Raw genomic sequence first — 24,381 nt, forward strand, 5'->3', positions numbered from 1 at the left:
ATCGGAGGTTCCGCCCGGCGTACCGGGCGTCTTCCCCCTCATCCTAAACGCCTATCTCCATGTCAGCTCCCCACTCTACCGATCGTTGGATCGTCCTCAAGTTCGGCGGCACCTCGGTGTCGCGTCGTCATCGCTGGGACACGATTGGAAAACTGGCGAGCAAACGGGCCAACGAGACCGGCGGCCGCGTGCTGGTGGTGGTGTCCGCGCTGTCGGGCGTGACCAACGAACTCACCGCGATCGCCGATGGCGCTGCCGACAGCGCGCAGCGCGTGGCGGCGCTGGAGCAGCGTCATCGCCAGTTCCTGGCCGAGCTGGAACTGGATGCCGATGCGGTGCTGGGCGAGCGCTTGGCCGCCCTGCACGCATTGATCGGCGACGCGCGCGCGGCGACGCGCACGCTGGACTGGCAGGCCGAGGTGCTGGGGCAGGGCGAATTGCTGTCTTCCACCATCGGTGCGGCGTATCTGCATGCCAGCGGCCTGGACATGGGCTGGCTGGATGCGCGCCAGTGGCTGTCGGCGCTGCCGCCGCAGCCCAATCAGAGCGAGTGGTCCAAGCGCTTGTCGGTGTCCTGCCAGTGGCAGTCCGATGCCGACTGGCGCGCGCGTTTCGATACGCAGCCCACGCGCCTGTTGATCACCCAGGGCTTCATTTCGCGGCACGCCGATGGCGGCACCGCGATCCTGGGGCGTGGCGGTTCGGATACCTCGGCGGCGTATTTCGGTGCGCTGCTCGGCGCCAGCCGGGTGGAAATCTGGACCGATGTGCCCGGCATGTTCAGCGCCAATCCCAAGGAGGTGCCGGACGCACGGCTGCTGACCCGCCTGGACTATTACGAGGCGCAGGAAATCGCCACCACCGGTGCCAAGGTCCTGCATCCGCGCTCGATCAAGCCATGCCGCGATTCCGGCGTGCCGATGGCGATCCTGGATACCGAGCGCCCCGATCTGCCGGGCACCAGCATCGACGGCAATGCCGAGCCGGTGCCGGGCGTCAAGGCGATCAGCCGGCGCAACGGCATCGTGCTGGTATCGATGGAAGGCATCGGCATGTGGCAGCAGGTGGGCTTCCTGGCCGATGTGTTTACCCTGTTCAAGAAGCATGGCCTGTCGGTGGACCTGATCGGTTCGGCTGAGACCAATGTCACCGTGTCGCTGGACCCGTCCGAGAACCTGGTCAACACCGATGTGCTGGCGGCGTTGTCGGCCGATCTGTCGCAGATCTGCAAGGTCAAGATCATCGTGCCGTGTGCGGCGATCACCCTGGTGGGGCGCGGCATGCGCTCGCTGCTGCACAAGCTCTCCGACGTGTGGGCCACGTTCGGGCAGGAACGCGTGCACATGATCTCGCAGTCGTCCAACGACCTGAATCTGACCTTCGTCATCGACGAAGCCGATGCCGATGGCCTGCTGCCGATCCTGCATGCAGAACTGATCGACAGCGGTGCGATGCCGGTGAGCGAGGGCGAGGTGTTCGGGCCGCGCTGGCGGCAGATCATCGGCTCGGTGCGCCCGCGGCCCACGCCGTGGTGGCACGCCGAGCGCACCCATCTGCTGACACTGTCCAAGGCCGGTACGCCGCGTTACGCCTATCACCTGCCCACGGTGCGTGCGCGTGCGCAGGCGCTGGCGCAGATCGCGGCGGTGGATCAGCGCTATTACGCGATCAAGGCCAATGCGCATCCGGCGATCCTGATGGCGCTGGAACAGGCCGGTTTTGGCCTGGAATGCGTCTCGCACGGCGAGCTGCGCCGCGTGTTCGATACCTTGCCCGAGCTGTCGCCGCGGCGCGTGCTGTTCACCCCGAGTTTTGCGCCCAGGGCCGAATACGAAGCCGGCTTCGCGCTGGGCGTGACCGTCACCGTGGACAACGTCGAAGCATTGCGGCGCTGGCCGGAGGTGTTCCGCGGCCGCAACGTATGGCTGCGCATCGACCTGGGGCATGGCGACGGGCATCACGAGAAGGTCAACACCGGCGGCAAGGCGTCCAAGTTCGGCTTGTCGTCCACGCGCGTGGACGAGTTCGTGGACGTGGCGCGCACGCTGGAGGTCACCATCACCGGCGTGCATGCGCATCTAGGCAGCGGCGTGGAGACCGGCGAACACTGGCGGATGATGTACGACGAACTGGCAGGCTTTGCGCGCCGCATCGGCACGGTGGAGACCATCGATATCGGTGGCGGCCTGCCGATTCCCTACAGTGCCGAGGACGAGCCGTTCGATCTGGAGCTGTGGGCCAAGGGCCTGGCCGAGGTCAAGGCGGTGCATCCGGGCTATCGACTGGCAATCGAGCCGGGCCGTTACCTGGTGGCCGAAGCCGGCGTGCTGCTGGCGCAGGTGACCCAGGTGATCGAGAAGGACGGCGTGCAGCGCGTAGGCCTGGATGCGGGCATGAACACGCTGATCCGGCCCGCGTTGTACGACGCCTGGCACGACATCGAAAATCTCAGCCAGCTCGGCGCGCCGGCCGATGGCAGCTTCGATATCGTCGGGCCGATCTGCGAATCGTCCGACGTGTTCGGCAAGCGCCGTCGTCTGCCTGCCGCCACCGCGCCGGGCGATGTGATGCTGCTGGCCGATGCCGGTGCCTACGGTTACTCGATGGCCAGCACTTACAACCAGCGCGAATTGCCGCGCGAAGAGGTGATCGATGCGCCCGCAGGCTGAGTTCATTGCACTCAGTATGCTGGCCGGTGGTGCTGCGATCGTGTTCGCCACCGCGCTGCAGCAACTGAGCCTGGGCATGCCGTGGAGCGACACCTTCAAATGGCTGCTGCCCGCACTGGTCGCTGCCGGTATCGGCGCATGGTTGGCCGGGCGTTGGCAACGTGGGCGCGATGCGCGGGGTCCGTCGCGTCGCAGTGGCGGGATGGCGGTGCGCACGGTGCTGTTGAGCGCGCTGAGTTATGTGCCGGTGGTGGCGCTGTATCTCGCCGTCGCCTTTGCGGTGTCCGGCGATACCACGGCTGCACGTCTGGATGTGCTGTTGCTGGCGGTGCTGTTCGGTTGCCTGCCGCTGCTGTGGGCTGCGGTGCCGTTTTCCATGATTGAATATGTCCTGTGCCGGCGTTATCTGCGTCGCGTACGTGTTCCTGCAGGTAGTCCATGAGCGCTTTCGACAAACACCAGATCTCCACCTTCCGTTTCGTGCGTTGCGCACTGGACGCGCACACCGGCGTGGCGACGCTGGTGTATGCCTTCGATCAAGGGCCGGAGCTGGTCGAGACCGTCGCGGTGCCGGGCGCACCGTTCGCGCTGGACGGCGCGCAGGCCGCTGCCGTGCAACAGGCCTTGCAGTTGCTGCATCTCATCGCGGGCGTGAGTTACTACAAGGCCGCAGTGCCGCCGACCATCGCCATCGACAGCTACAGCATCGATGCCGATACCGCTGCGCTGGTGGAAAACGTCTACCTGCACGGCCTGGGCGAGTTCGCCTATCGCAATGGCTTGAACCTGCACGGCAAGGTCCACTTCCCGGTGGCTGCACCGGCTGCTGGTGCTGCTCCCGCGCTGGGCCTGCGCGAGCACGCCTTGGTTGCGATCGGTGGCGGCAAGGATTCGCTGGTCAGTATCGAAGCGCTGCGGCATGCCGGCATCGACCAGACCGTCAGCTGGATCGGCGGCTCGCAGCTGATCCGGGCCTGCGCCGAGCGCACCGGTTTGCCGGTGCTCAATATCGGCCGCGTGCTGGCGCCGGAATTGTTCGAGCTCAATCGCCAGGGCGCCTGGAACGGGCATATCCCGGTCACTGCGGTGAACTCGGCCATCCTGGTGTTGTCCGCCTTGCTCAATGGTGTGGACCAGGTAGTGTTTTCCAACGAGCGTTCGGCCAGTTACGGCAGCCAGATTCCCGGCACCGGCGAGGTCAATCACCAGTGGTCCAAGGGCTGGGCGTTCGAGCAGGCGTTCGGCGATTACGTGCAGCGGCATGTGGCGGCCGACCTGCGGTACTACTCGTTGCTGCGGCCATTGTCGGAGCTGGCGGTGGCGCGCCAGTTCGCCAAGACCGATCACTACGACGCGCATTTTTCCAGCTGCAACCGCAACTTCCACATCATGGGCGAGCGCCCGGTGCATCGCTGGTGTGGCGTGTGCCCGAAGTGCCATTTCGTGTTCCTGGCATTGGCGCCGTTCATGCCCAAGACGCGGCTGGTCAAGATCTTCGGGCGCAATCTGCTCGATGATGCAACCCAGGCCGGCGGCTACGATGCGCTGCTGGAATTCCAGGACCACAAGCCGTTCGAATGCGTCGGCGAAGGCCGCGAATCGCGCGCGGCGATGGCGGTGCTGGCCGGCCGTGCCGAATGGAAGGAAGACGCGCTGGTGCTGCGTTTCATCCGCGAGATCCAGCCGCAGCTGGACCAGCAGGCGTTGCAGCTGGAGCCGTTGCTGGCCATCGACGGCGAGCACCGGATTCCGTCGGCGCTGTGGGAGCGCGTGCGTGCGAATTTCGCAGCTTGAGGGCAAGGCGGTCGCGTTATGGGGCTGGGGGCGCGAAGGGCGCGCGGCGTATCGCGCGTTGCGTGCCCGCTTGCCTACCCAATCGCTGACGGTGTTCTGCAACGCCGAGGAAGCACGCGAGCTCGAGACGCTGGCCGATGCTGCATTGCATGTGGAAACCGATGCCAGCGCGCAGGCGCTGGGCCGGTTCGAAGTGGTGGTGAAATCGCCCGGCATCAGCCCGTATCGTCCCGAGGCGCACACCGCTGCAACCGAGCACGGCACGCAATTCATCGGCGGCACCGCGTTGTGGTTTGCCGAGCAGGCGCAGCCTGACGGCTCTGTGCCCGGCGCCATCTGCGTTACCGGCACCAAGGGCAAAAGCACCACCACCGCGCTGCTGGCGCATCTGTTGCGTGCGGCCGGCCATCGCACCGCCCTGGTCGGCAATATCGGCCAACCCTTGCTGGAAGTGCTGGCGCCGCAACCGCCGCCGAGCTATTGGGCGATCGAGCTGTCCAGCTACCAGACCGGTGAAGTGGGGCGCAGCGGCGCACGTCCGCAATTGGCGCTGGTGCTGAACCTGTTTCCCGAGCATCTGGACTGGCATGGCGACCAGGCGCGCTACGTGCGCGACAAGCTGGCGCTGGTCACCGAAGGCCGCCCGCGCATTGCCTTGCTCAATGCCGCCGATCCGCATCTGACCCAGTTGCAGTTGCCGAACAGCGAGGTGCGCTGGTTCAACCATCCCGATGGCTGGCATCTGCGCGGCGATGTGGTGTATCGCGGCGAGCAGCCGGTGTTCGACACCGCCAACGTGCCGCTGCCCGGCGAACACAATCGGCGCAACCTGTGCGCGGTGCTGGCAGCGCTGGAAGCCCTGGGGCTGGACGCTGCGGCGCTGGCGCCGGCCGCAGCGAGCTTCCGCCCGTTGCCGAACCGCCTGCAGCTGGTCGGCAGCGTGGACGGCATCAGCTACGTCAACGACTCCATCAGCACCACCCCGCACGCCTCACTGGCGGCGCTGGCCTGCTTTGCGCAACGCCGCGTGGCCTTGCTGGTCGGTGGCCACGATCGCGGGCTGGACTGGCAGGATTTTGCCGCGCAGATGGCGCAGCAGGCGCCGCTGGAAATCGTCACCATGGGCGCGAACGGGCCGCGTATCCACGCGTTGCTGGCTCCGCTGGCCGAGCGCGGTCGCTTCGGTCTGCATGCCGCCAACGACCTGGAACGCGCGATGCAGCTGGCGCGCGAGGCGCTGGGCGAGCAGGGCGGCGTGGTGCTGCTGTCGCCGGGCGCGCCCAGCTTCGGCGCGTATAGCGACTATGTCGCGCGCGGCCGCCATTTCGCCCAGCTGGCCGGGTTCGATCCGGCGGCGATCAGCGCGATTCCCGGCTTGGGCGTGCAGTAGCGCTGCATTGCTGTACGCCAGTCGACGGCGGCATTTGCCTGGGTTTTTTCGACGGCCGTGGCAGAACGCTGCCGCGGTCGGTCCGTCGGCGTCCACGCTGACCCGGCCTGCACGGCAGCAGCGTCTACACTCGCCGGACCTTCCCGGGAGCAGGCACATGCACAAGCAATGGAGATGGCGTGGCGTTGGGTTGTTCGGTGTCTTGGCGTCGCTGGCGTTGCCCGCGGCCGCAGCGATGCAGGCCAAACCCCTGGAATGGACGATCGGCAAGGACACCTTCAGCGGCGTGCTGGTCTACGACGATGCCGGTGCCGCCAAGCGCCCAGGCCTGGTGATGGTGCCGAACTGGCGCGGCGTCAACGATTCGGCGGTCACCAAGGCCAAGCAGCTGGCCGGCGACGACTACGTGGTGCTGGTTGCCGACGTCTACGGCAAGGGCAAGCGTCCGGCCAACGACAGCGAGGCCAGGCAGTTTGCCGGTGCCCTGAAGAAGGACCCGCCGACGCTGCGCGCCCGCGCGCTGAAAGCGGTGGATGCGCTCAAGGCGCAGGCCGGCAAGGCACCGCTGGATGCATCACGCATCGGTGCGGTGGGGTTCTGCTTCGGCGGCACCACGGTGCTGGAGCTGGTGCGCGCAGGTGCGCAGCTGGCCGGTGTGGTCAGCCTGCACGGCGGCATCGCGACACCCAGCCCGGCGGCGGCCGGCTCGGCCAGGACGCCGGTGCTGGTACTCAATGGCGCCGACGACAAGAGCGTGAGCAAGGCGGACATCGCGGCCTTCGAAACCGAGATGAATGCGGCGGGCGCGGACTGGCAGTTCGTCAATTTCAGCGGTGCGGTGCATTGCTTTGCCGAAGCCGATGCCAACAGCCCGCCAGGCTGCCTGTACAACCCGCGTGCGGCGAAACGTGCCTACCGCATGCTCGGCGATTTCTTCGACGAACGCTTTGGCGATTGATGAGATGACTGGACGCGGCTCACCGCCGCCTGACAGCCCGTTCAGTGAGCGCGGCAGGCGAAACCTGCCGCCCGGATCAATGCGTGCGTTCCACCGCATAACGTGCCAGACCACGCAACGCTGCAACCGCAGGGCTGGTCGGCAAACCGTCCAGCGCCTGTTCCGCAGCGGCAGCGTATTCGGCGGCACGCTGGCGGCTGTAATCCAGGCCGCCGGTGGCGTGAATCGCCGCCAGCACCTCGGGCATTGCGCTCGCATCGCCCTCTTCGACGATCTGGCGTAGCCGCTCCCGGGTCCTCGCATCCGAGTGCGCCATGGCGTGGATCAGCGGCAGGGTCGCCTTGCCTTCGGCCAGGTCGTCCCCAAGGTTCTTGCCCAGGTCCGCGGCGTCGGCGGCATAGTCGAGCACATCGTCGGCAATCTGGAAGGCAAAGCCCAACTGCATGCCGTAGTCGTACAGGCGCTGCTGCACCTGCGTATCCGCGCCCGAGGCCAGCGCGCCCAGGCGGGTGCCGGCGGCGAACAGTACCGCGGTCTTGCGCTCGATCACGCGCAGGTAGGCGGCTTCGTCGGTGTCGGGGTTGTGCACGTGCAGCAGCTGCAGCACCTCGCCTTCGGCGATGCGGTTGGTGGTGTCGGCCAGGATCTGCATGACTTCCATGCGATCCAGCTCCACCATCAACTGAAAGCTGCGCGAATACAGGAAATCGCCGACCAGCACGCTGGGCGCGTTGCCCCACAGCGCATTGGCAGTGCTGCGCCCGCGGCGCAGGTCCGATTCGTCCACCACGTCGTCGTGCAGCAATGTGGAGGTGTGGATGAACTCGATGATCGCCGCCAGTTGATGGTGCTCCGGGCCGGAGCCGCCAGCGGCGTGGCCGGCCAGCATCACCAGCATCGGACGCAGGCGTTTGCCGCCGGCGGAGATGATGTGATCGGCGATCTGGTTGATCAGCACGACGTCCGAGGCCAGACGGCGGCGGATCAGCGCGTCGACCGCGGCCATGTCGGGCGCGGCGAGGGACTGGATCTGGGGCAGGCCCAGGACGGTGGAGAGGTCTTCGGCGATGGTCATGCGCAGGCGTTCGTGATGTGCGCCGATTATAGATGTCTGGGCCAGATCCGTCCCGCTGGCCGTGTGCGAGGGCCTCCGGCGTGGCTGCAAACCCTTGCGGCGCGGGCGTCGGGCCTGTCCGCGAGCGCCCGGATTCCGACCTGCCTGCGCGGCATTCCCCGGCCCGGTTCAGCGGCGATCCGCCGGTACCGAGGCCGGCAGGTGCGGTAACATTGGCACCAAGACATTCACCGCCGTGCCCACTGGCGCCGGCGCACCATCTCGGAAGCATCTATGGCCCGCGGCATCAACAAAGTCATCCTCGTCGGCAACCTCGGCAACGATCCCGACACCAAGTACACCCAGGCCGGCATGGCGATCACGCGCGTGAGTCTGGCCACCACCAGCATGCGCAAGGACCGCGATGGCAACAACCAGGAGCGCACCGAGTGGCATCGGGTGGTGTTCTTCGGCAAGCTGGGCGAGATCGCCGGCGAGTACCTGCGCAAGGGCTCGCAGGTGTACGTCGAAGGCGAGCTGCGTTACGACAAGTACACCGGCCAGGACGGCGTGGAGAAGTACAGCACCGACATCGTCGCCAACGAGATGCAGATGCTCGGCGGCCGTGGCGAAGGCGGCGGCGGTGGTGGCATGGGCGGCGATCGCCCGCAGCGCAGCCAGGCTCCGCGGCAGCAGCAGGGCGGTGGCGGTCAGGGCGGAGGTCAGGATTACGCCCCGCGTCGTCAGCAGCCGGCCCAGCAGCAGTCGGCACCGCCGATGGACGACTTTGCCGACGACGATATTCCGTTCTGATCGGCAGCCAGCCTGTTTGTCATTCAAAAGGCCCGCATCGCGCGGGCCTTTTGCTTGCTGGCCGCTGTTGCATCGACGTAGGCCGGGTTGTTCCGAAGCGCCCTGGACGCGCAGGTTGACCTGCCCAGTACGACGGCGCCGCTCACCAATCTCGACCAAACGTGGCTAACAGCACCTCGCGTGCAATCGTTAGGTGGCTTAGAACGCCGCGCAACCATGGTGTGTAAGCCTGACACACGCCGATTCCGGACATGTGCCGCGCCCACCTGGCGTTGCGCGCAGTTTTTACTACCAGTTGCGCTACGCCGACGTCCGGTCGCGGCCGTTCTGCTTGGCGCGGTACAACGCCGAGTCGGCGTCGTGCACGAAGGCATCCGGGGTGCGTGGCGCTTGGCCCGGTTCGAACGTCGCTGCGCCGACGCTGACGGTGACGTGCGCGCTGGTCGGGCTGGACAGGTGCATCAGGCCGAGCCCGGCGACGGCGCTGCGGATCGCGTCGGCCAGCCGCAGTGCGCCGGCGGCATCAGTCTGCGGCAGGATCATGCCGAACTCTTCGCCGCCGTAGCGCGCGGCAATGTCTTCGCTGCGCCGCGAGCAGCCGGCAATCGCGCGCGCGATCAGACGCAGGCAGGCGTCGCCATTGACGTGGCCATAGGTGTCATTGTAGAGCTTGAAATGATCGACATCGATCATCAGCACCGAGAGTGGCGCTTGTCGATGGACAGCCTGCTGCAAGGCATGGGAGAGCCGGTGGTCGAACGCACGGCGGTTGGCGATGCCGGTGAGTGCATCTATCCAGGCTTCGGTGCTGAGTTTGTCCTCGTTGCGATGCATGCGGCGCAGTTGCAGATCCAGCCAGATGCCGACGCCCAACAGCAACGCGCACCCCAGGGTGGCGACCACGATGCGCTGGTGCGCCGATTGCCGCCAGTTGGCCAATGCGTCATCGACCGAGACACCGGTCAACACGGTCAATGGATACGCCCGCGCTGGCGTGAAACTGGAAATGCGCTCCACGCCGTCGATCGGCGAACGATAGGTGGCAGTGCCGTGCCTGCGGGCGCGCATGGTGGCGTAGATCGAAGTGCCTGCGATCGAGGTGCCGATCACGCCCGGTTTGTCGGGCAGGCGCACCAGCACGATGCCATCGTCATTGGTCATGCCGATGGTGCCGTTCGGGCCGACCTCGAAAGTGCTGTAGTAATTCTGGAAATACTTCAGTTGCAGCGTGACCAAGACAACGCCTGCAAACTCGCCGCTCGGGGTATTCAGGCGCCGGCTCAACGTAAGCACCCAACTGCCATCGGATCGGCTCTGTACCGGCGGTCCGACCAGCGACAAGGCGTCGCGATGGTTGCGGTGATATTTGAAATAGGCGCGATCGGCGTTGTTGTGCGTTCTGGGCGTGCTATCCAGTGACGAACTCACCCAGCTGCCGTCGGGCGCATAGATGAAGATGCCATGCAGCCGGTCCGAGCGACGCGCTTCATGCACGAGAAAATCATGCATGACCAGTCGCGCACTGGCCGATCTTTGGTCGTGCTCCACCCGCGACACCAACCCGGACAGCACGGCATCGGCGATCGTCATGGTGTCGCTGGCATGCTGCGCCAGCGAATTGGCAAGATTCAACGATTGCGCTTCGGCGGTGCGCAGCGCACTTCCGCGCTCTTCGTGGATGGACCAGTATTCCGAACCCAGCAGCAGCAAGCACGAAATGCTCAGCACAAAGTGCAGCGCGATGCGTTGTGCTCGTTGCCGTCGCCGCTTTGTGGATGATGTCACGGGAGTTACCTGTCTGGACATCAGGACATTGCAACTGCCGTGCCAGCTTAGCCGTTGGCGTCGCGTGGAATCGCTTGCATCGCGTGGCGCAATGCCGATCTGTGATTGATGCCTCATGCGTTGCGCGGCAGTTCGCGTGGCGTGCGACCGCGCTGCTGTCCAGCCTGCTCTCGTCACGCGCTCGACGATGCGATCACGCACGGCTGCCGACAACAGGACCGAAAGCCAGCTCGACTGCATGCGGATAACGCCCGGGGTGTTATCCCGAACGTCGATCACAGCAAGGAGCGCCTCATGCGCGCGATTCGTTTAGCTCATCCTGCAGGCCTGAATGCATTGCACGTCGTTGCGCTGCCCGACCCCGGGCAACCGACACGCGGTCAGATCAGGGTGCGGCTGCATGCAAGCTCGTTGAATTTCCATGACCTTGGCGTGGTGGCCGGGCAGATGCCGACGGCTGACGGCCGCATCCCCATGTCCGACGGTGCCGGTTTGGTCGAAGCCGTCGGGCCTGAAGTGGACGAATTCGCCGTCGGCGACCATGTGGTGTCCACCTTCTTCCCCGGGTGGCTGGATGGCGAGCCGCAGCAGGCCGGCTTTGCCACCACGCCCGGCGATGGCGTCGATGGCTATGCACGCTCTGCGGTCGTGGCCGCCGCGCATGCGTTCACGCACGCTCCGACCGGCTACAGCCATGCCGAAGCGGCGACCTTGACCACGGCCGGCGTCACGGCATGGCGCGCCCTGGTGGTCAATGGCGGACTCAAGGCCGGCGACAGCGTGCTGGTGCTCGGTACCGGCGGCGTGTCGATCTTTGCATTGCAGTTCGCCAAGGCGATGGGCGCCACCGTCATTGCGACATCGTCGTCCGACGAGAAACTGGCCAGGGCGCGCGCGCTGGGCGCAGACCACATCATCAATTATCGTCAGCATGCCGAGTGGTCGGCGCAGGTGCTGGAGATCACCAACGGGCGTGGCGTGGATCATGTGGTCGAGGTCGGTGGGCCGGGCACCCTGGCGCAATCGATCCGCGCTACGCGGGTGGGTGGGCATATCGCCTTGATCGGTGTGTTGACCGGTGCCGCGGGTCCGGTGCCGACCGCCGAAATGATGGGCCGACAGCAGCGCCTGCAGGGGCTGGTGGTCGGTAGCCGCATGCATCAACGGCAACTGGTGCGTGCACTGGATGCCTTGCCGCTGCGTCCGGTGATCGATCGCGCCTTCGCGCTCGACGCTATCGCCGACGCCTTCGCGTTGCAGCAGGCCAGCGGCCATCTGGGCAAGATCGTGCTGGAATTCTAGGAGCGGCTGACAAAACTCCTGCGCTTACCGTCAGGCGGGCGCGGGCGCGGGCGCTGCGTGAATCGGCATGTGGCACTGACCCACACTTTCACGCCATCCATGCCCCGCCTGACGGCTGCCGGTCACGCGTTGGTGGTCGCTCCAAGTCGGTCGTTCGCGTCCGGATGTCCTCGATGCAGTGCATCCGGATGCGGCAGACGAGCACCGCGCAGTGGAGACGGAGGCAAGCGCGCGGACGGGGATGACGTCTTCCCGCTCAGCATGTGTTTCCTGGCAGCATGTAGAAGATCTTGAATCACTTCATACGCCGCGAAGCCCGCAAAACGCGGGCTGCCAGCCCGCATGATCGTTGCGTAGCGAGTGGGCCATGCATTTCAGCAATGATGAGCGCGCTTCATAGGCGCATGCACTCCATGCCGCCAATACCCGCCGAACGCGGCTCTAGAATCGGGCCATACCCCCGCTTCGCGCCCGCACGCATGCGCTGCATGCTCACGTGATTGTGACCGACCGCGCTGCACATTGTTTAAGGAATGTATAAGCCAGCATTGTTGGAGATGCCAGCCATGAGAGAGATCAAGATGACCCGTCGCGAGATACTGATCGCTGGCACGGCATCGGCAGCCAGCGTTGCCGCAAACCAGTCGATGGCCGTGACTGCAGGCAAGGCGATGTCGCACCGGCAGGCGGTCGAGCCTGCCGATGCATCGAGCCAGGTCGCGTTCGAGGTCAACGGAAAGCCAGTGACCCTGACGCTGGACAATCGCACCACGCTGCTCGATGCCCTGCGCGAACACCTGCATCTGACCGGCACCAAGAAAGGCTGCGACCATGGCCAATGCGGTGCCTGTACCGTGATCGTCGATGGGCAGCGGATGAACTCCTGCCTGTCGTTGGCGGTGATGCATCAGGGCGGCAAGATCACCACCATTGAAGGCCTGGGCACGCCGGACAAGCTGCATCCGATGCAGGCGGCCTTCGTCAAGCACGATGGATATCAGTGCGGTTACTGCACGCCTGGGCAGATCTGTTCGGCGGTGGCGGTACTGGACGAAGTCAAGCGCGGCATCCCCAGCCATGTCACCGAGGATCTGACCGGCAAGACCAGGCTCACCACGCCGGAATTGCAGGAGCGGATGAGCGGCAACATCTGCCGTTGCGGCGCGTACTCCAACATCGTCGATGCGATCAACGATGTTGCGGGAGAGCGCGCATGAAGGCGTTTAGCTACGAACGCGCCGCCTCGCCCTCCGACGCCGCGGCCAAGGCTGCGCGCCAGCCGGATGCCAAGTTCATCGCAGGCGGCACAAACCTGCTCGATCTGATGAAACTGCAGATCGAGACGCCTTCGCATCTGATCGATGTCAACGGACTGAGTCTGGATACCATCGAGGAAACGCCGGACGGCGGCCTGCGCATCGGCGCCCTGGTGCGCAATACCGATCTGGCAGCCGATGCCCGTGTGCGTCGCGATTATGCCGTGCTGTCGCGCGCATTGCTGGCAGGTGCGTCGGGGCAGCTGCGCAATCGCGCCACCACCGCAGGCAACTTGCTGCAACGCACACGTTGCCCGTATTTCTACGATACCAATCAGCCGTGCAACAAGCGCCTGCCGGGCAGCGGTTGCGCGGCGATCGGTGGCTTCAACCGGCAGCTGGCGGTGATCGGCGCAAGCGAAGAGTGCATCGCCACCCACCCCAGCGACATGGCCGTTGCCATGCGCGTCCTGGACGCGGTGGTCGAAACGGTGCGTCCGGATGGACAGACACGCGCGGTGCCGTTGTCCGAGTTCTATCGTGCGCCCGGCAAGACGCCGCACCTGGAAACCGTGCTGGAACGCGGCGAACTGATCACGGCGGTGAGCCTGCCCAAGCCGCTCGGCGGCACGCATGTCTATCGCAAGGTGCGCGATCGCGCTTCCTACGCATTCGCCCTGGTGTCGGTTGCAGCGGTCGTGCAGCGCGATGGCAGCCTGCGTGTCGGCGTAGGCGGTGTCGCCCACAAGCCGTGGCGCAGCGAGGCGGCCGAAGCGCAGTCGCGCCAGGGCGCGCGTGCAATTGCCTCCGTGCTGCTCGACGGCGCACGACCTACCGAACACAACGCCTTCAAGCTGCCGCTGGTCGAGCGCGCCTTGACCGCGGTCCTGGCCGAGACGAGGGCCTGATATGAAATTCGACACTCCCGCCAGTACCAATCCCATCGACCGGCTCAAGGTCGTCGGCAAGCCGGTCGATCGTATCGACGGTCCGCTCAAGGCCACCGGGCTGGCGCCGTATGCGTACGAGCATCACGATCTGCCTGGACGTGCCGCCTACGGCCATATCGTGGGCGCCGGCATCTCCAAGGGCAGCATTCGCAGCATCGATCTGAGCGCGGCGCGCAATGCGCCGGGCGTGCTTGGCATTGTCACCGCGCAGAATGCGGGCAAGTTGCAGAAAGGCAAATACAACACGGCCAGGTTGCTCGGCGGTCCGGAGATCCAGCATTACCACCAGGCCATTGCGGTGGTGGTTGCCGAAACCTTCGAGCAGGCACGTGCCGCAGGCCAGCTGATCAAGGTCGACTACGCTCGCCATGTCGGCGCCTACGATCTGGAAAAGGCACGCGATGGCGCCAAGGTCACCAAGGAGGGCGAGGCGCCGAACAGTGCAGTCGGCAATTTCGATAGCGCCTTCGCGGCCGCGCCGGTGCAGCTGGATGCCGAATACACCACGCCCGATCATTCGCACGCGATGATGGAGCCGCACGCGTCGATCGCCATGTGGGAAGGCGACAAGCTGAGCGTGTGGACCTCCAACCAGATGATCGACTGGAGCGCGGGCGATCTGGCCAAGACGCTGGGTATCCCGCGCGAAAACGTGCGTCTGATGTCGCCGTACATCGGCGGCGGCTTCGGCGGCAAATTGTTCCTGCGTGCCGATGCGGTGCTCGCCTCGCTGGCCGCGCGCCAGGTCGGACGCCCGGTCAAGGTGATGCTGCCGCGGCCGCTGATCTTCAACAACACCACGCACCGCCCGGCCACCGTGCAGCGCATCCGTATCGGTGCACAGCGCGATGGCAAGATCACCGCGATCGCGCACGAGAGCTGGTCCGCCGACCTGCCCGAGGGCGGACCGGAAATCGCGGCCGCGCAGACCCAGTTGCTGTACGCCGGTGCCAATCGCCTGATTTCCACACGCCTGGCCGTGCTCGATCTGCCAGAAGGCAATGCGATGCGTGCGCCCGGCGAAGCGCCGGGCCTGATGGCACTGGAAGTGGCCATGGACGAGATGGCCGAGAAGCTGGACATGGACCCGGTCAAGTTCCGTATCGTCAACGACACCCAGGTGGATCCGGAAAAGCCGCAGCGTCCGTTCTCGCAGCGTCAGCTGGTCAAGTGCCTGGAAGATGGCGCAACGCGTTTCGAGTGGTCCAAGCGCAAGGCCAAGCCGGCCAGCAACCGCGATGGGCGCTGGTTGGTGGGCATGGGCGTGGCTGCCGCATTCCGCAATGCGCCGGTGATGACCTCCGGCGCGCGCATGCGGCTGGAGCAGGGCGGCCGGGTGGTGGTGGAAACCGACATGACCGATATCGGCACCGGCTCCTACACCATCATTGCGCAGACCGCCGCAGAGATGATGGGCGTGCCGCTGGATTGGGTGGACGTGCGGCTGGGCGATTCCAGCTTCCCTGCCTCGGCCGGTTCCGGCGGCCAGTGGGGTGCGAACAGTTCCACTGCCGGCGTGTATGCCGCGGCAGTGAAACTGCGCGAAGCCGTCGCCGAGCAGTTGGGGCTGGACCCGGCCAAGGCTGAATTCGCCGACAGCCACGTGCGTGCCGGCGGCAAGCGCATCGCGCTCGGTGATGCCGCGGCCAATGGCGCCTTGGTGGTGGAGGACAAGATCGAGTTCGGCGAACTTTCCAAGACGCATCAGCTGTCGACCTTCGGCGCGCACTTTGTCGAAGTCGGCGTGGATATCGCCACCGCCGAGGTGCGGATCCGCCGCATGCTGGCGGTGTGCGCGGCCGGGCGCATCCTCAACCCCAAGTCTGCGCGCAGCCAGGTCATCGGTGGCATGACCATGGGCGCGGGTGCGGCCCTGATGGAAGAGCTGGCGGTCGACAAGCGGCTGGGCTTTTTCGTCAATCACGACCTGGCCGGTTATGAAGTGCCGGTGCATGCGGACATCCCGCATCAGGACGTGATCTTCCTGGAAGAAAGCGACCCGATGTCCTCGCCGATGAAGGCCAAGGGCGTCGGCGAGCTGGGCATCTGCGGGGTGGCGGCGGCGATCGCCAATGCGGTCTACAACGCCACCGGCGTGCGCGTCCGCGATTACCCGGTCACGCTGGACAAGCTGCTCCCGCATCTGCCCGAGTTGCTGCGCGCGTGAGTGCGGTGGTGGCCCCGGTCACGCATGCGGCGCCGGCCGAGCCGGCGTGGCCGGCATGGCCGAGCTATGCCCTGCACGATGACCTGCTGCCCACGCTGAGCGCCTGGCACCGAGCGGGGCAGCGTGTGGCCATTGCCACGCTGATCGAGGTGCAAGGCTCCTCGCCGCGACCGTTGGGGAGCGAGATGGCCATCAGCGCCGACGGCCGGGTGGCCGGCTACGTTTCGGGCGGGTGCGTGGAGGCCGCAGTGGCGCACGAGGCCATCGCCGCCCTGCGCGACGGTACTCCACGCTGGCTGGACTACGGCGAAGGCAGTCAGGTGCTGGATATCCAGCTCAGCTGTGGCGGCCGTATCGGCGTGCTGGTCTGGCCGGTGCAGGACCTGGGCGAGCATCTGGCACGCTGGCGCAATGCGCGCCAGCATCGTCGCCCGTTTCATGTCGCGCTGGATCGGATCACTGGCGCAGTCCGTTATCCGGTCAATATGCAGGACCTGCGTCCCGACGAATTCCTGCGCACGCATCGACCCCCGTTGCGGCTGGTGCTGGTCGGTGCCGATCCTGCGCTGCTGGTACTGGTGTCGCTTGCCAGCCAGATGGGCATCGAGGTACGTGTGCTGCGTCCGCATGGACCCAGCGAACCACCGCCGGGACTGGCCGCGGACCATTACGATCGCCGTACGTTGGGCGAAGCGCTGCAGGATCTGCATCTGGATGCGGACACTGCGCTGTACAGCCTCGCGCACGACGGCGACAGCGATCTGCAGGTCGCCTGTCGGGGGCTTGCCTCCAGGGCTGCCTGCATCGGCATTCTGGGCAGCCGCCAGAAACGTAAGGCACGCCTGCAGGCACTGCGTGCGCTCGGGCATGACGATGTCGCCCTGGCCAGATTGCGGCTGCCGGCGGGCTGGCGCATGGGGCGCTCCTCACCGCATACGATTGCGCTGGGCATCATTGCCGAAGCCACTCAGGCGGTTGCCGATGGGCAGGCAGCTGCAGTGGCTGGCTGAGTCTGTTGCTGCCCTGCGAGCGGGCAGGGAAGCCTCAGTCGCGTTTGCATTCACTTCAATGTGAATTTCAATATTCAGTCGCCAACACTGTTGGTGCGTGGTTGCCGGATAAGTTTCTGCACTGAAGCGATTGATTTGTAAAAAAGTAATTTTTGATATGTCTTATAAGGCATGCATTTACCTGCTGCGCCTCCCGGATGACGATAACTGCGCCATCCAGCGCCGGCAATCAGCCGCTGAAATCCCTGCTGCAGCGCCAGCGTTACTCGCGTCCGGTAAGTGCATTGTATTTAGTCACTCTGCGCGCACAGTTACATCTTTAGGCTGGCGCATCTCCAATATGCACGCCACGTCGCCATGACCGAATTACTTGATCACTATGCCGACGTCTCCTGCGACGCAGCTCGATTGCCATCGTCAGCCATTATCGTTCGTCCAGACGCAACCGGATGCAATGCACTTTTCGATTCGGGTCCGATGCTGCCGAGCGCGCGCCGGTGTGCGCTTCGCGCGATGGCATCCGACGCATGAGTAGCGATCACGTTGCGCTGTTGCTCGCCGCGGGTGCAGGACGCCGGCTGGGGCGCTCCAAACAATTGCTGCTGCGCGAGGGCGAACCGTTGTTGCGGCGTTTCGCGCGCATCGCGCTGCAGACGGCGCCACGTCGCTGCGTGGTGGTGCTGGGCGCCGATGCCGACGCGTTGACCGATGTCCTGCAAGGTCTGGACGTGGAACTGCTACGTCATTCCGAGTGGGCCGCCGGCATGGGCTCCAGTCTGGCTGCGCTGCGCCAGCATGTGCAGGACGATACGTCGCTGAGGCGCAGCCTGATCCTGGGGTGCGATCAGCCCGCGCTGGACACGCCGCATCTGCGCGCCTTGCTGGAAGAGGCTAACCGTGCCGCATCCGGATGTGCCACCAGCGGGTATGCCGGTGTGCGCGGCATCCCCGCGGTGGTGTCCCACACGGCCTGGGCCGATGTGCCGCTCCAGGGCGACAGCGGCCTGCGTGGCTTGTTCGCCAGCCTGGACGTGCAGACATTGGGCTGCATCAGCGCCCCGGCGCTCGCATTGGACGTGGACACGCCCGCCGACCTGGTCGCAGCGCAACAGCGTGGCTGGGTGGATGCGGATTGAGACACCGTGACGGGTGCCGCTAATCGCTATACGGCAGCCTGGAGACAGAGCGGTATCAGGACCACAGCACGATCGCTTCCCTGATAACCAGGACATAGCCCACCACCATTGCGGTCTTGACCGGAAACTGGAACTTCCTGAGCAGATGCATGCGACGTCTCCCCCAAGGCATCTTCAAGAGCGACGAATTTCCCCGCGCCGTCTGCGCCCGTCGACGGCCATCTGCGACGTGTACGTGCCGCTCGAACGCGAATTTAGCGCCAGCTCTGATCGGTGTCATGTAAGAATTTTCCTACCTTTGTGCCAGTGTCCGCCCGACGGCGTTTGTATGAGCGAAAAGACATTCTGGCTATGCCGGACGCGGGGCCTTTGGCCACTCTCCCGCGGCCCCTTGAGTAAGGGCACGCCGGCATCCCTGACCGGACCATGGCCCTCCCGCCGTCGGTGCGCTGCGCCTTTCCACGCTGCCCGTTTCCGTCGTTCGATCGCTGCATGCGCCGGCCGGAGGCCCTGATGGACAAGTCACGCTATGTTGTCCGTATTCACCCGGAACAGGGCGGTTGGTGGGTGACCCGGCCGCAGTGGTCGCCGCTGCGTTATCTACGCGAGCAGGGCGCGCTGGAAAATGCCGAATTGATGGCCAAGCTGCATTGTCTGACCACCGGTCAGCCCAGCGACGTGGTGTTGAAGACCGCCGCAGGCGACCGCGTGGTACGTCGCTACGGCTGAGCGAGCAAGCCCCTTGCGGGGATCGTGCGGCAAGCGATGACGATCCGCCCGGGCGAGGCGGGTAACTGCGTGTGCCCGGCAACGTGTGCGGATGCGCCAAGCCGGCGGCCTTGCAGTCACGCCGCACTTCCCTGCCCGGGTATCCAGTCGACTGGATGCAGCCGATCGGCCATTCTTGCTGCGATCCGCACCTTGGCGGTCCTTTGTCGAGAATACCGCCCTAGTGAACGTCGCCGGTTCTGCACTGATCCAAAACGATATCGTCGTGTTCGGCCTGATCGCTGCGACATTGGGGGCGGTGTTCTGGACCTCGTCGCGCGAGCAGGGGCTGTGGCGACGCGTCTATGCCGTGGTGCCGTCGCTGCTGCTGTGTTACCTGCTGCCCGGCATCTACAACACCGTTGGCCTGATCGACGGTGCCAATACCCGCCTGTACAACCCCATCGCACGCGACGTGCTGCTACCGGCCGCGTTGATCCTGCTCACGCTGAGCATCGATCTGGGCGCCATCCTGAAACTGGGCCCTAAGCTGGTCGCCATGTATCTGGGCGCGTCGCTGAGCATCATGCTGGGGGCGGTGGTGGCGTTCTGGGTAATGGGCTGGGTGCATCCGGCCACGGTGGCGGGCGATACCTGGGCCGGCATGGCCGCGTTGGCGGGCAGTTGGATCGGCGGTGGGGCCAACATGCTGGCGATGCGCGAGGTGTTCGATGTGGACGCCACCACGTTCGGGCAGTTTGCGGTGGTGGATGTGGGCGTCGGTTATGTATGGATGGCGGTTCTGATCGTCCTGGCCGGTCGCGCGCGCAGCATCGATGCGCGCAGCGGCGCCGATACCCGCGCGCTGGATTCCCTGCAGGAGCGCATGGCGCGTTTCCAGGCCGAGCACGCGCGCATTCCCAGCCTGGCCGATCTGATGGTGATCGTGGCGGTGGCGTTCGGCGGGGTCGGGCTGGCGCACGCATTGGCCAATCCGCTGGCCGCGTGGTGCAAAGCCAAGCTGCGCTGGTCCAGCCAGTTCAGCCTGGACACGCCGTTCGTGTGGGTCGTAGTGCTGGCGACCAGTATCGGCTTGCTGCTGAGCTTCACCCGCGCGCGTTCGCTGGAAGGCGCTGGCGCTTCCAGGATCGGCTCGCTACTGCTGTATTTCCTGATTGCCTGCATCGGCATGCAGATGGATCTGCTGGCGCTGCTGGACCGGCCGTGGCTGTTCCTGCTCGGGTTGATCTGGATCGCGGTGCATATCGGGTTGCTGTGGGGCCTGGGCCGCCTGCTGCGGGTGCCGTTCTTCTATTTCGCGATCGGCTCGCAGTCCAATATCGGTGGACCGGCCTCGGCACCGGTGGTGGCCGCTGCGTTCCATCCGGCCCTGGCCCCGGTCGGTGTGCTGCTGGGCACGATGGGCTACGCCACCGGCACCTATCTGGCCTATCTGGTGGGCATCACGTTGCGCGCGATGGCGGGAGCCGGCTGACCGGACCGTCGCACGGTCGGGGAGCATCGTCGGGAAGGTGTGACAGGACGTGCCGGGGGTTACCTCGCGGTATCACGCCTTGCCGCAGTGCCGGATGCACTGGCTGCATCCCGTCGGCGAGCGCTTGCGAGGTGTTGTCAGCCACCTCGAAGCGGGCACTGGCCAGCGCCAGTGCCCGGTCGCGATCATTGCTGCAGGCCGCGCCGCTGCGCTTCCTGCTGCGTGCCCTGTTGCGACTGTTGCTGGTTGTGCTGCTGCAACTGATCGACATTGCCGTGCGCCGGCTCGTTGGCCGCCGAGGCAGTCTGCACATGGCTGCGCAGATGCGCCGGGTCGTCCATCCGGCCTTGCACCGCAATCAGGCTGTCGCCGTCGCGGTTGGGCACCAGGTGATCGATCCGCTGCAGGCCGTCGCTGCTCGCACGTGCGGCCACGCTGGCGGCGGTGTTGAGAAACGCGGTGTCGTCGCGCAGGCCCAGGCGTTCTCGCTGGCCGTCCAGGCGCACCACCGCGTCGTTGAACAACTGGCTGCCTGCACCTTGCGCCTGCCCAGGCGCTTGCATGTCCTGCGCCTTCATCACCGAGTCCATGCCGTGCAGATCCAGGCGGTGCTTCAACATCATGCCCGGCACCAGACGTTGCCCGAACGACAGCGGGTCCGGTTCCGGCAGCTCGATCTGATGGCCGGCCGCATTGGGCATCGACCACTTCAGCGGGATGCTGTCGTCCTGCAGATGGGTGAGGATCTCGTTCTTGACGTGGTAGCCGCGGATCAACTCGCTGCTGGCGTAGTCCTTGGCCGCCGAGGCATCCAGGCCCTGGCGCTCCAGCGTGCGGTCGTTGACGCCGGCGGCGTTGTAGGTCACGGCTGGAATGTCGTTGACCATCGCCGACGCGGCCGCCAGGCCGCCGCCGAGCGAATGCCCCGAGATCACCACCTGGTCGCCGAACGCCTGCCTGGCCTGACTGCCGAGCTGGATGGCAGACGCGTATTGCGCGTCGTCGAAGCCCAGGCCCTGGCCAAGGTTGTGCTTCCAGTCCTTGCCTTCGTCGGTGCCGCAGAAGCCGAGCACCACCTGGCCCTGCTCGTTGCGGTAGAACGCGGCATCGAAACCGCTCTTGGCATCGTGCAGCAGGCCGGGGTCGATGCCGGCCCGTTGCAGCGTGCTGTCGTCCATGCGCGTCCAGCCGTTGGGCAGTGGCGCAAAGGTTTCGGCGCTGCCTTCGCGTCGCTGCGAGGCAGTGGCGTAGAGGTCTTGCAGCACCGCCGGGAACTGGCGGTCTTCCGGCTGCGGTTGCTGTCCACGCATCGACTCTGCGAATGGGGTGGACGAGGAATTTGACGGGCTCATGCGCGGCTCCTTGCGTTCGTCGTGCGAAAAGCCCGCCTAGCGGCTGCTTTCCACGGGAATGTTGTGGGCGCTCAACCATGCGCGCACGTCCGACCTGGCCTGCTGGCCGGCGGCATTGAGCAGGCGGTCGGGGGTGGTGAAGAAATACGCCTGGAAGGTCTGGTGTTGCGCGTTGCGCAGCGTGGGGTCCACACCGGCTTTGAGCAATTGCAGCACTGCCGGGCTTGCCGCGCCGCTTTGTGCGGCCAGATGCAGCACGCTGTTGCCGGTGTTGTCGACGCGCTGCACGTCGGCGCCCGCTTCGATCAACAACGCGATCTGCGCGTCGCGCTTGCTCTGCACGGCGCGGAACAGCGGCGTCCATCCTGCGCGCGCGCTGACCACATCGATCGGCGCATGGTGCTGCAGCAGGATGTTCAGATATTGCGCATCCTTCGCCATGGCGGCCATATGCACGACCGTTTCCTGGTCCATGCCGGGCAACGACGGATCTGCGCCGGCATCGAGCAATGCGGCCAGGGCGCGGGGTTGTTCGTTCCAGATCGCCCACTCGAGCAGGGTGACGTTCTGATCGCCGTGTGCGGCGAGATCGACCGTCGGTGCAAGTGCACGGATTCGAGCGACATCACCATGGGCAATGGCGTTGGCGATGTCGGTCAGGCCGGGGTCGCGGAAGGCGACGGTGTGGTCCTGCAGCGTAGCTGACATGGTGGTTTGCTCCTTGGCACCGGGCGAGGCGGTGCATGAGACCGCGAAAAACGAGGTCGCAAGAACGAGCAGGGTGGGGAATCGCGTCTGCATCGAAATCTCCTTCTCCTGATCGCATTCCTGGTGGCACTGCGGTGTGTCCTTCCGCAGCCGGGCCGATCCTACCAGCTGCACAAACGATGCGCGGTAAGATTTTGTGACATGCCGGCGCCACGGGTTTCAGTTGTTGAGTCCGCTTGCCGTCGTGGTGTCGGCCTGTCGCCGATGCATCACGATGGGCCTCATACGCGCCTGCACTCCGCCACAGCCGACGGTCACGGGGCGGCCGGCATAATGGCGCTTTGCGAGCAGATGGGTGCAATGGTCTACGAATTACTGATCAGCGATTGCGATGGCGTGCTTGTCGACAGCGAGATACTGGCCGACCGGGTGATGCGCGAGGCGCTGGCGGCCTTCGTGCCGGCCGAGGCGTTGGAGCATCTGCTCGGGACAACGTTCGGGCAGACCACGCGTGAGGTATTGCGGCGCGTGCAGGAACATTTCGCGGTCCGGTTGCCGGAGACCTTGCTGGCACAGATCCAGACGCGTGGCGAAGCCTTGATCAAGGCCGAGGTGCAGCCAATCGCCGGCGCGCGCGATGCATTGGAACAGATTCCGTTGCCGCTGGCGGTCGCCTCCAACAGCCGCCGCCACAATGTGATTGCCTCGGTCGAACGGGTGGGGCTCACCGTGCGCGCGGCGGGGCACATCTTCAGTGCCGATATGGTGGAGCGGCCCAAACCGGCGCCGGATGTCTACCTGTTGGCTGCACGGACCTTGGGCGTTGCGCCGGAGCGCTGCCTGGTGATCGAAGACAGCCCCACCGGTGCGACTGCCGCACTGGCGGCCGGCATGCAGGTACTGGGGTTTATCGGTGCCAGCCATATCCCGCACGGACATGCCGACACCTTGCGTCGCATCGGTGTGCTGGCGGTGTTCGACGATATGCGCGATCTGCCTGCGTTGTTCGGGCAGCTGGCGCAAAAACGCGCTGGCTGAGAGCTGCCGGCAGAACGTGTTGGACGCAGTGTCGAGGGTGGCGGAATCGCAGCCCTCTCGTTCTGCAACTGACTGGGCCAGATGTTCAATCGACCTGCAATGACAGAGCTGTTGCGTCGTAGCGTCGCTTGGAGACAGTCAAGAGCTTGGTCCGTCGAGCGCGCGGTGCCCTCACCACTTGCGGGACACGCCGCAAGGACGTCCGTGTAGGCTCGGTGGCGGCATCCATGCCGCCACACGGTCCCGCAACCGGTGAGGGAACCGCACCAGAAAATTGGTTAGTGGCTTTCTCGAGAGATTGTTGCTCGGCTTTGGGTGGCAGACGAGACGTTTGTGGGTTGCGTGCTGAAAGCCCGTCCACCGCTCGGCTCGCGATGGGATGGTGAGAAGCTGGTCGACACCCAATGATCCGACCAACGCACATCGTGCACCGCTTGCAACCATGCACATCTGCCATCTCGACAGGTCCTTGCCCGCTCACCGTCGCGGGACCTTACGCGGCATGGATGCCGCGTAAGAGCCTACACGGACGTACTTGCGGCGTGTCCTGCGATGGTGGGCGGGCAAGGGCCCTGCAGCGAAGCCGCAGATCAACCGCTCCGCAACTGATCCATCCGCACTAGATCATTCTGTTCGAGACAAAAGCCACAATAGCAACCAAGACTTCGCGCAGCAGCAGCGGCGGTTGAGTGCAGTCAACAGCGCGGCGATTCGAGTGCGCGGTGCCCTCACCACTTGCGGGACACGCCGTGAATCCTTCCGTTGAGGCTCGTTGCCGGCATCCATGCCGCCCAAG

General features: G+C 65.6%; 19 protein-coding genes. 15 read left to right on the forward strand and 4 right to left on the reverse strand.

Annotation, left to right across the window (positions count from 1 at the left end; translation table 11 throughout):
• The first annotated feature begins 59 nt into the window (after window positions 1-59).
• From FHT09_RS04500 to FHT09_RS04520, 5 genes are all read left to right on the forward strand, one after another.
• Window positions 60-2,669, forward strand: coding sequence for a bifunctional aspartate kinase/diaminopimelate decarboxylase (locus FHT09_RS04500; RefSeq protein WP_104606085.1), 2,610 nt, complete (start codon window positions 60-62; stop codon window positions 2,667-2,669).
• A complete protein-coding gene (locus FHT09_RS04505; RefSeq protein ID WP_104535913.1) occupies window positions 2,653-3,111 on the forward strand; it encodes a hypothetical protein in 459 nt (152 codons plus the stop codon). The genes FHT09_RS04500 and FHT09_RS04505 overlap by 17 nt, the downstream gene beginning before the upstream one ends.
• Window positions 3,108-4,463, forward strand: a complete 1,356-nt coding sequence (murL, locus tag FHT09_RS04510; protein ID WP_104606086.1) for a UDP-N-acetyl-alpha-D-muramoyl-L-alanyl-L-glutamate epimerase — start codon at window positions 3,108-3,110, stop codon at window positions 4,461-4,463. Before FHT09_RS04505 ends, murL begins: the two co-directional genes overlap by 4 nt.
• Window positions 4,444-5,853 (forward strand): UDP-N-acetylmuramoyl-L-alanine--D-glutamate ligase, encoded by a 1,410-nt coding sequence (gene murD, locus FHT09_RS04515; RefSeq protein ID WP_104606087.1) that lies wholly within the window; start codon window positions 4,444-4,446, stop codon window positions 5,851-5,853. The genes murL and murD overlap by 20 nt, the downstream gene beginning before the upstream one ends.
• Before the next feature lie 157 nt (window positions 5,854-6,010).
• Window positions 6,011-6,811, forward strand: coding sequence for a dienelactone hydrolase family protein (locus FHT09_RS04520; protein WP_104606088.1), 801 nt, complete (start codon window positions 6,011-6,013; stop codon window positions 6,809-6,811).
• Between the two features lie 76 nt (window positions 6,812-6,887).
• On the opposite strand, the gene FHT09_RS04525 is transcribed toward FHT09_RS04520, so the two are convergent.
• Entirely contained in the window at window positions 6,888-7,886 is a 999-nt protein-coding gene (locus FHT09_RS04525) for a polyprenyl synthetase family protein (protein ID WP_104606089.1), read from the reverse strand.
• 273 nt (window positions 7,887-8,159) lie between these two features.
• Here FHT09_RS04525 and FHT09_RS04530 point away from each other — a divergent pair, with 273 nt between their 5' ends.
• Window positions 8,160-8,678, forward strand: coding sequence for a single-stranded DNA-binding protein (locus FHT09_RS04530; protein ID WP_104594466.1), 519 nt, complete (start codon window positions 8,160-8,162; stop codon window positions 8,676-8,678).
• 300 nt (window positions 8,679-8,978) lie between these two features.
• Here FHT09_RS04530 and FHT09_RS04535 read toward each other — a convergent pair whose 3' ends face one another.
• Complete coding sequence (locus FHT09_RS04535; protein WP_181141303.1) at window positions 8,979-10,484, reverse strand: sensor domain-containing diguanylate cyclase; 1,506 nt, start codon at window positions 10,482-10,484, stop codon at window positions 8,979-8,981.
• Between the two features lie 273 nt (window positions 10,485-10,757).
• On the opposite strand from FHT09_RS04535, the gene FHT09_RS04540 reads away from it, so the two are divergent.
• The 8 genes from FHT09_RS04540 (at window position 10,758) to FHT09_RS04575 (ending at window position 20,487) form a co-directional block, all read left to right on the forward strand.
• Window positions 10,758-11,765: an NAD(P)-dependent alcohol dehydrogenase gene (locus tag FHT09_RS04540; RefSeq protein WP_104606091.1), complete on the forward strand. Its 1,008-nt coding sequence runs from the start codon at window positions 10,758-10,760 to the stop codon at window positions 11,763-11,765.
• A gap of 557 nt (window positions 11,766-12,322) precedes the next feature.
• Window positions 12,323-12,982, forward strand: coding sequence for an aldehyde dehydrogenase iron-sulfur subunit PaoA (gene paoA / locus FHT09_RS04545; RefSeq protein ID WP_258077209.1), 660 nt, complete (start codon window positions 12,323-12,325; stop codon window positions 12,980-12,982).
• On the forward strand, window positions 12,979-13,929 hold the full coding sequence (locus FHT09_RS04550; protein WP_104606092.1) for a xanthine dehydrogenase family protein subunit M: 951 nt from the start codon (window positions 12,979-12,981) through the stop codon (window positions 13,927-13,929). Before paoA ends, FHT09_RS04550 begins: the two co-directional genes overlap by 4 nt.
• Window position 13,930: 1 nt before the next feature.
• Window positions 13,931-16,138: an aldehyde oxidoreductase molybdenum-binding subunit PaoC gene (gene paoC / locus FHT09_RS04555; RefSeq protein WP_104606093.1), complete on the forward strand. Its 2,208-nt coding sequence runs from the start codon at window positions 13,931-13,933 to the stop codon at window positions 16,136-16,138.
• Window positions 16,135-17,148 (forward strand): XdhC family protein, encoded by a 1,014-nt coding sequence (locus FHT09_RS04560; protein ID WP_104535905.1) that lies wholly within the window; start codon window positions 16,135-16,137, stop codon window positions 17,146-17,148. The genes paoC and FHT09_RS04560 overlap by 4 nt, the downstream gene beginning before the upstream one ends.
• Before the next feature lie 527 nt (window positions 17,149-17,675).
• The gene (locus tag FHT09_RS04565) at window positions 17,676-18,284 is read left to right on the forward strand and encodes a nucleotidyltransferase family protein (RefSeq protein ID WP_104606094.1); all 609 of its coding nucleotides are present in this window, start codon (window positions 17,676-17,678) and stop codon (window positions 18,282-18,284) included.
• A 513-nt stretch (window positions 18,285-18,797) separates the two neighbouring features.
• Window positions 18,798-19,013, forward strand: a complete 216-nt coding sequence (locus FHT09_RS04570) for a hypothetical protein (RefSeq protein ID WP_104606146.1) — start codon at window positions 18,798-18,800, stop codon at window positions 19,011-19,013.
• 223 nt (window positions 19,014-19,236) lie between these two features.
• Window positions 19,237-20,487, forward strand: a complete 1,251-nt coding sequence (locus FHT09_RS04575; protein WP_104606095.1) for a DUF819 family protein — start codon at window positions 19,237-19,239, stop codon at window positions 20,485-20,487.
• A gap of 185 nt (window positions 20,488-20,672) precedes the next feature.
• On the opposite strand, the gene FHT09_RS04580 is transcribed toward FHT09_RS04575, so the two are convergent.
• Both FHT09_RS04580 and FHT09_RS04585 read right to left on the reverse strand, forming a co-directional pair.
• The gene (locus FHT09_RS04580; protein WP_104606096.1) at window positions 20,673-21,839 is read right to left on the reverse strand and encodes an XVIPCD domain-containing protein; all 1,167 of its coding nucleotides are present in this window, start codon (window positions 21,837-21,839) and stop codon (window positions 20,673-20,675) included.
• A 36-nt stretch (window positions 21,840-21,875) separates the two neighbouring features.
• Window positions 21,876-22,640 carry an ankyrin repeat domain-containing protein gene (locus tag FHT09_RS04585; RefSeq protein ID WP_181126087.1) on the reverse strand — a complete coding sequence of 255 codons (765 nt, stop codon included), beginning with the start codon at window positions 22,638-22,640 and terminating at the stop codon, window positions 21,876-21,878.
• A gap of 240 nt (window positions 22,641-22,880) precedes the next feature.
• Between FHT09_RS04585 and FHT09_RS04590 the strand changes: the two genes are divergently transcribed.
• Complete coding sequence (locus FHT09_RS04590) at window positions 22,881-23,585, forward strand: HAD family hydrolase (RefSeq protein WP_166774446.1); 705 nt, start codon at window positions 22,881-22,883, stop codon at window positions 23,583-23,585.
• Window positions 23,586-24,381: the final 796 nt, after the last annotated feature.

This window comes from Xanthomonas sp. CFBP 8152 (genome assembly GCF_014199025.1).
GTDB lineage: Bacteria > Pseudomonadota > Gammaproteobacteria > Xanthomonadales > Xanthomonadaceae > Xanthomonas > Xanthomonas arboricola_B.

Bases quoted from the DNA above. Each gene is read 5' to 3' on its own strand.
- FHT09_RS04505 (WP_104535913.1), top strand. From the start codon at position 2,653: ATGCGCCCGCAGGCTGAGTTCATTGCACTCAGTATGCTGGCCGGTGGT.
- murL (WP_104606086.1), top strand. From the start codon at position 3,108: ATGAGCGCTTTCGACAAACACCAGATCTCCACCTTCCGTTTCGTGCGT.
- FHT09_RS04590 (WP_166774446.1), top strand. From the start codon at position 22,881: ATGGCGCTTTGCGAGCAGATGGGTGCAATGGTCTACGAATTACTGATC.
- FHT09_RS04565 (WP_104606094.1), top strand. From the start codon at position 17,676: ATGAGTAGCGATCACGTTGCGCTGTTGCTCGCCGCGGGTGCAGGACGC.
- paoA (WP_258077209.1), top strand. From the start codon at position 12,323: ATGCCAGCCATGAGAGAGATCAAGATGACCCGTCGCGAGATACTGATC.
- FHT09_RS04570 (WP_104606146.1), top strand. From the start codon at position 18,798: ATGGACAAGTCACGCTATGTTGTCCGTATTCACCCGGAACAGGGCGGT.
- FHT09_RS04530 (WP_104594466.1), top strand. From the start codon at position 8,160: ATGGCCCGCGGCATCAACAAAGTCATCCTCGTCGGCAACCTCGGCAAC.
- FHT09_RS04520 (WP_104606088.1), top strand. From the start codon at position 6,011: ATGCACAAGCAATGGAGATGGCGTGGCGTTGGGTTGTTCGGTGTCTTG.
- FHT09_RS04585 (WP_181126087.1), bottom strand. From the start codon at position 22,640: ATGCAGACGCGATTCCCCACCCTGCTCGTTCTTGCGACCTCGTTTTTC.
- FHT09_RS04525 (WP_104606089.1), bottom strand. From the start codon at position 7,886: ATGACCATCGCCGAAGACCTCTCCACCGTCCTGGGCCTGCCCCAGATC.
- FHT09_RS04540 (WP_104606091.1), top strand. From the start codon at position 10,758: ATGCGCGCGATTCGTTTAGCTCATCCTGCAGGCCTGAATGCATTGCAC.
- FHT09_RS04500 (WP_104606085.1), top strand. From the start codon at position 60: ATGTCAGCTCCCCACTCTACCGATCGTTGGATCGTCCTCAAGTTCGGC.
- paoC (WP_104606093.1), top strand. From the start codon at position 13,931: ATGAAATTCGACACTCCCGCCAGTACCAATCCCATCGACCGGCTCAAG.
- FHT09_RS04550 (WP_104606092.1), top strand. From the start codon at position 12,979: ATGAAGGCGTTTAGCTACGAACGCGCCGCCTCGCCCTCCGACGCCGCG.
- FHT09_RS04535 (WP_181141303.1), bottom strand. From the start codon at position 10,484: ATGTCCAGACAGGTAACTCCCGTGACATCATCCACAAAGCGGCGACGG.
- FHT09_RS04580 (WP_104606096.1), bottom strand. From the start codon at position 21,839: ATGAGCCCGTCAAATTCCTCGTCCACCCCATTCGCAGAGTCGATGCGT.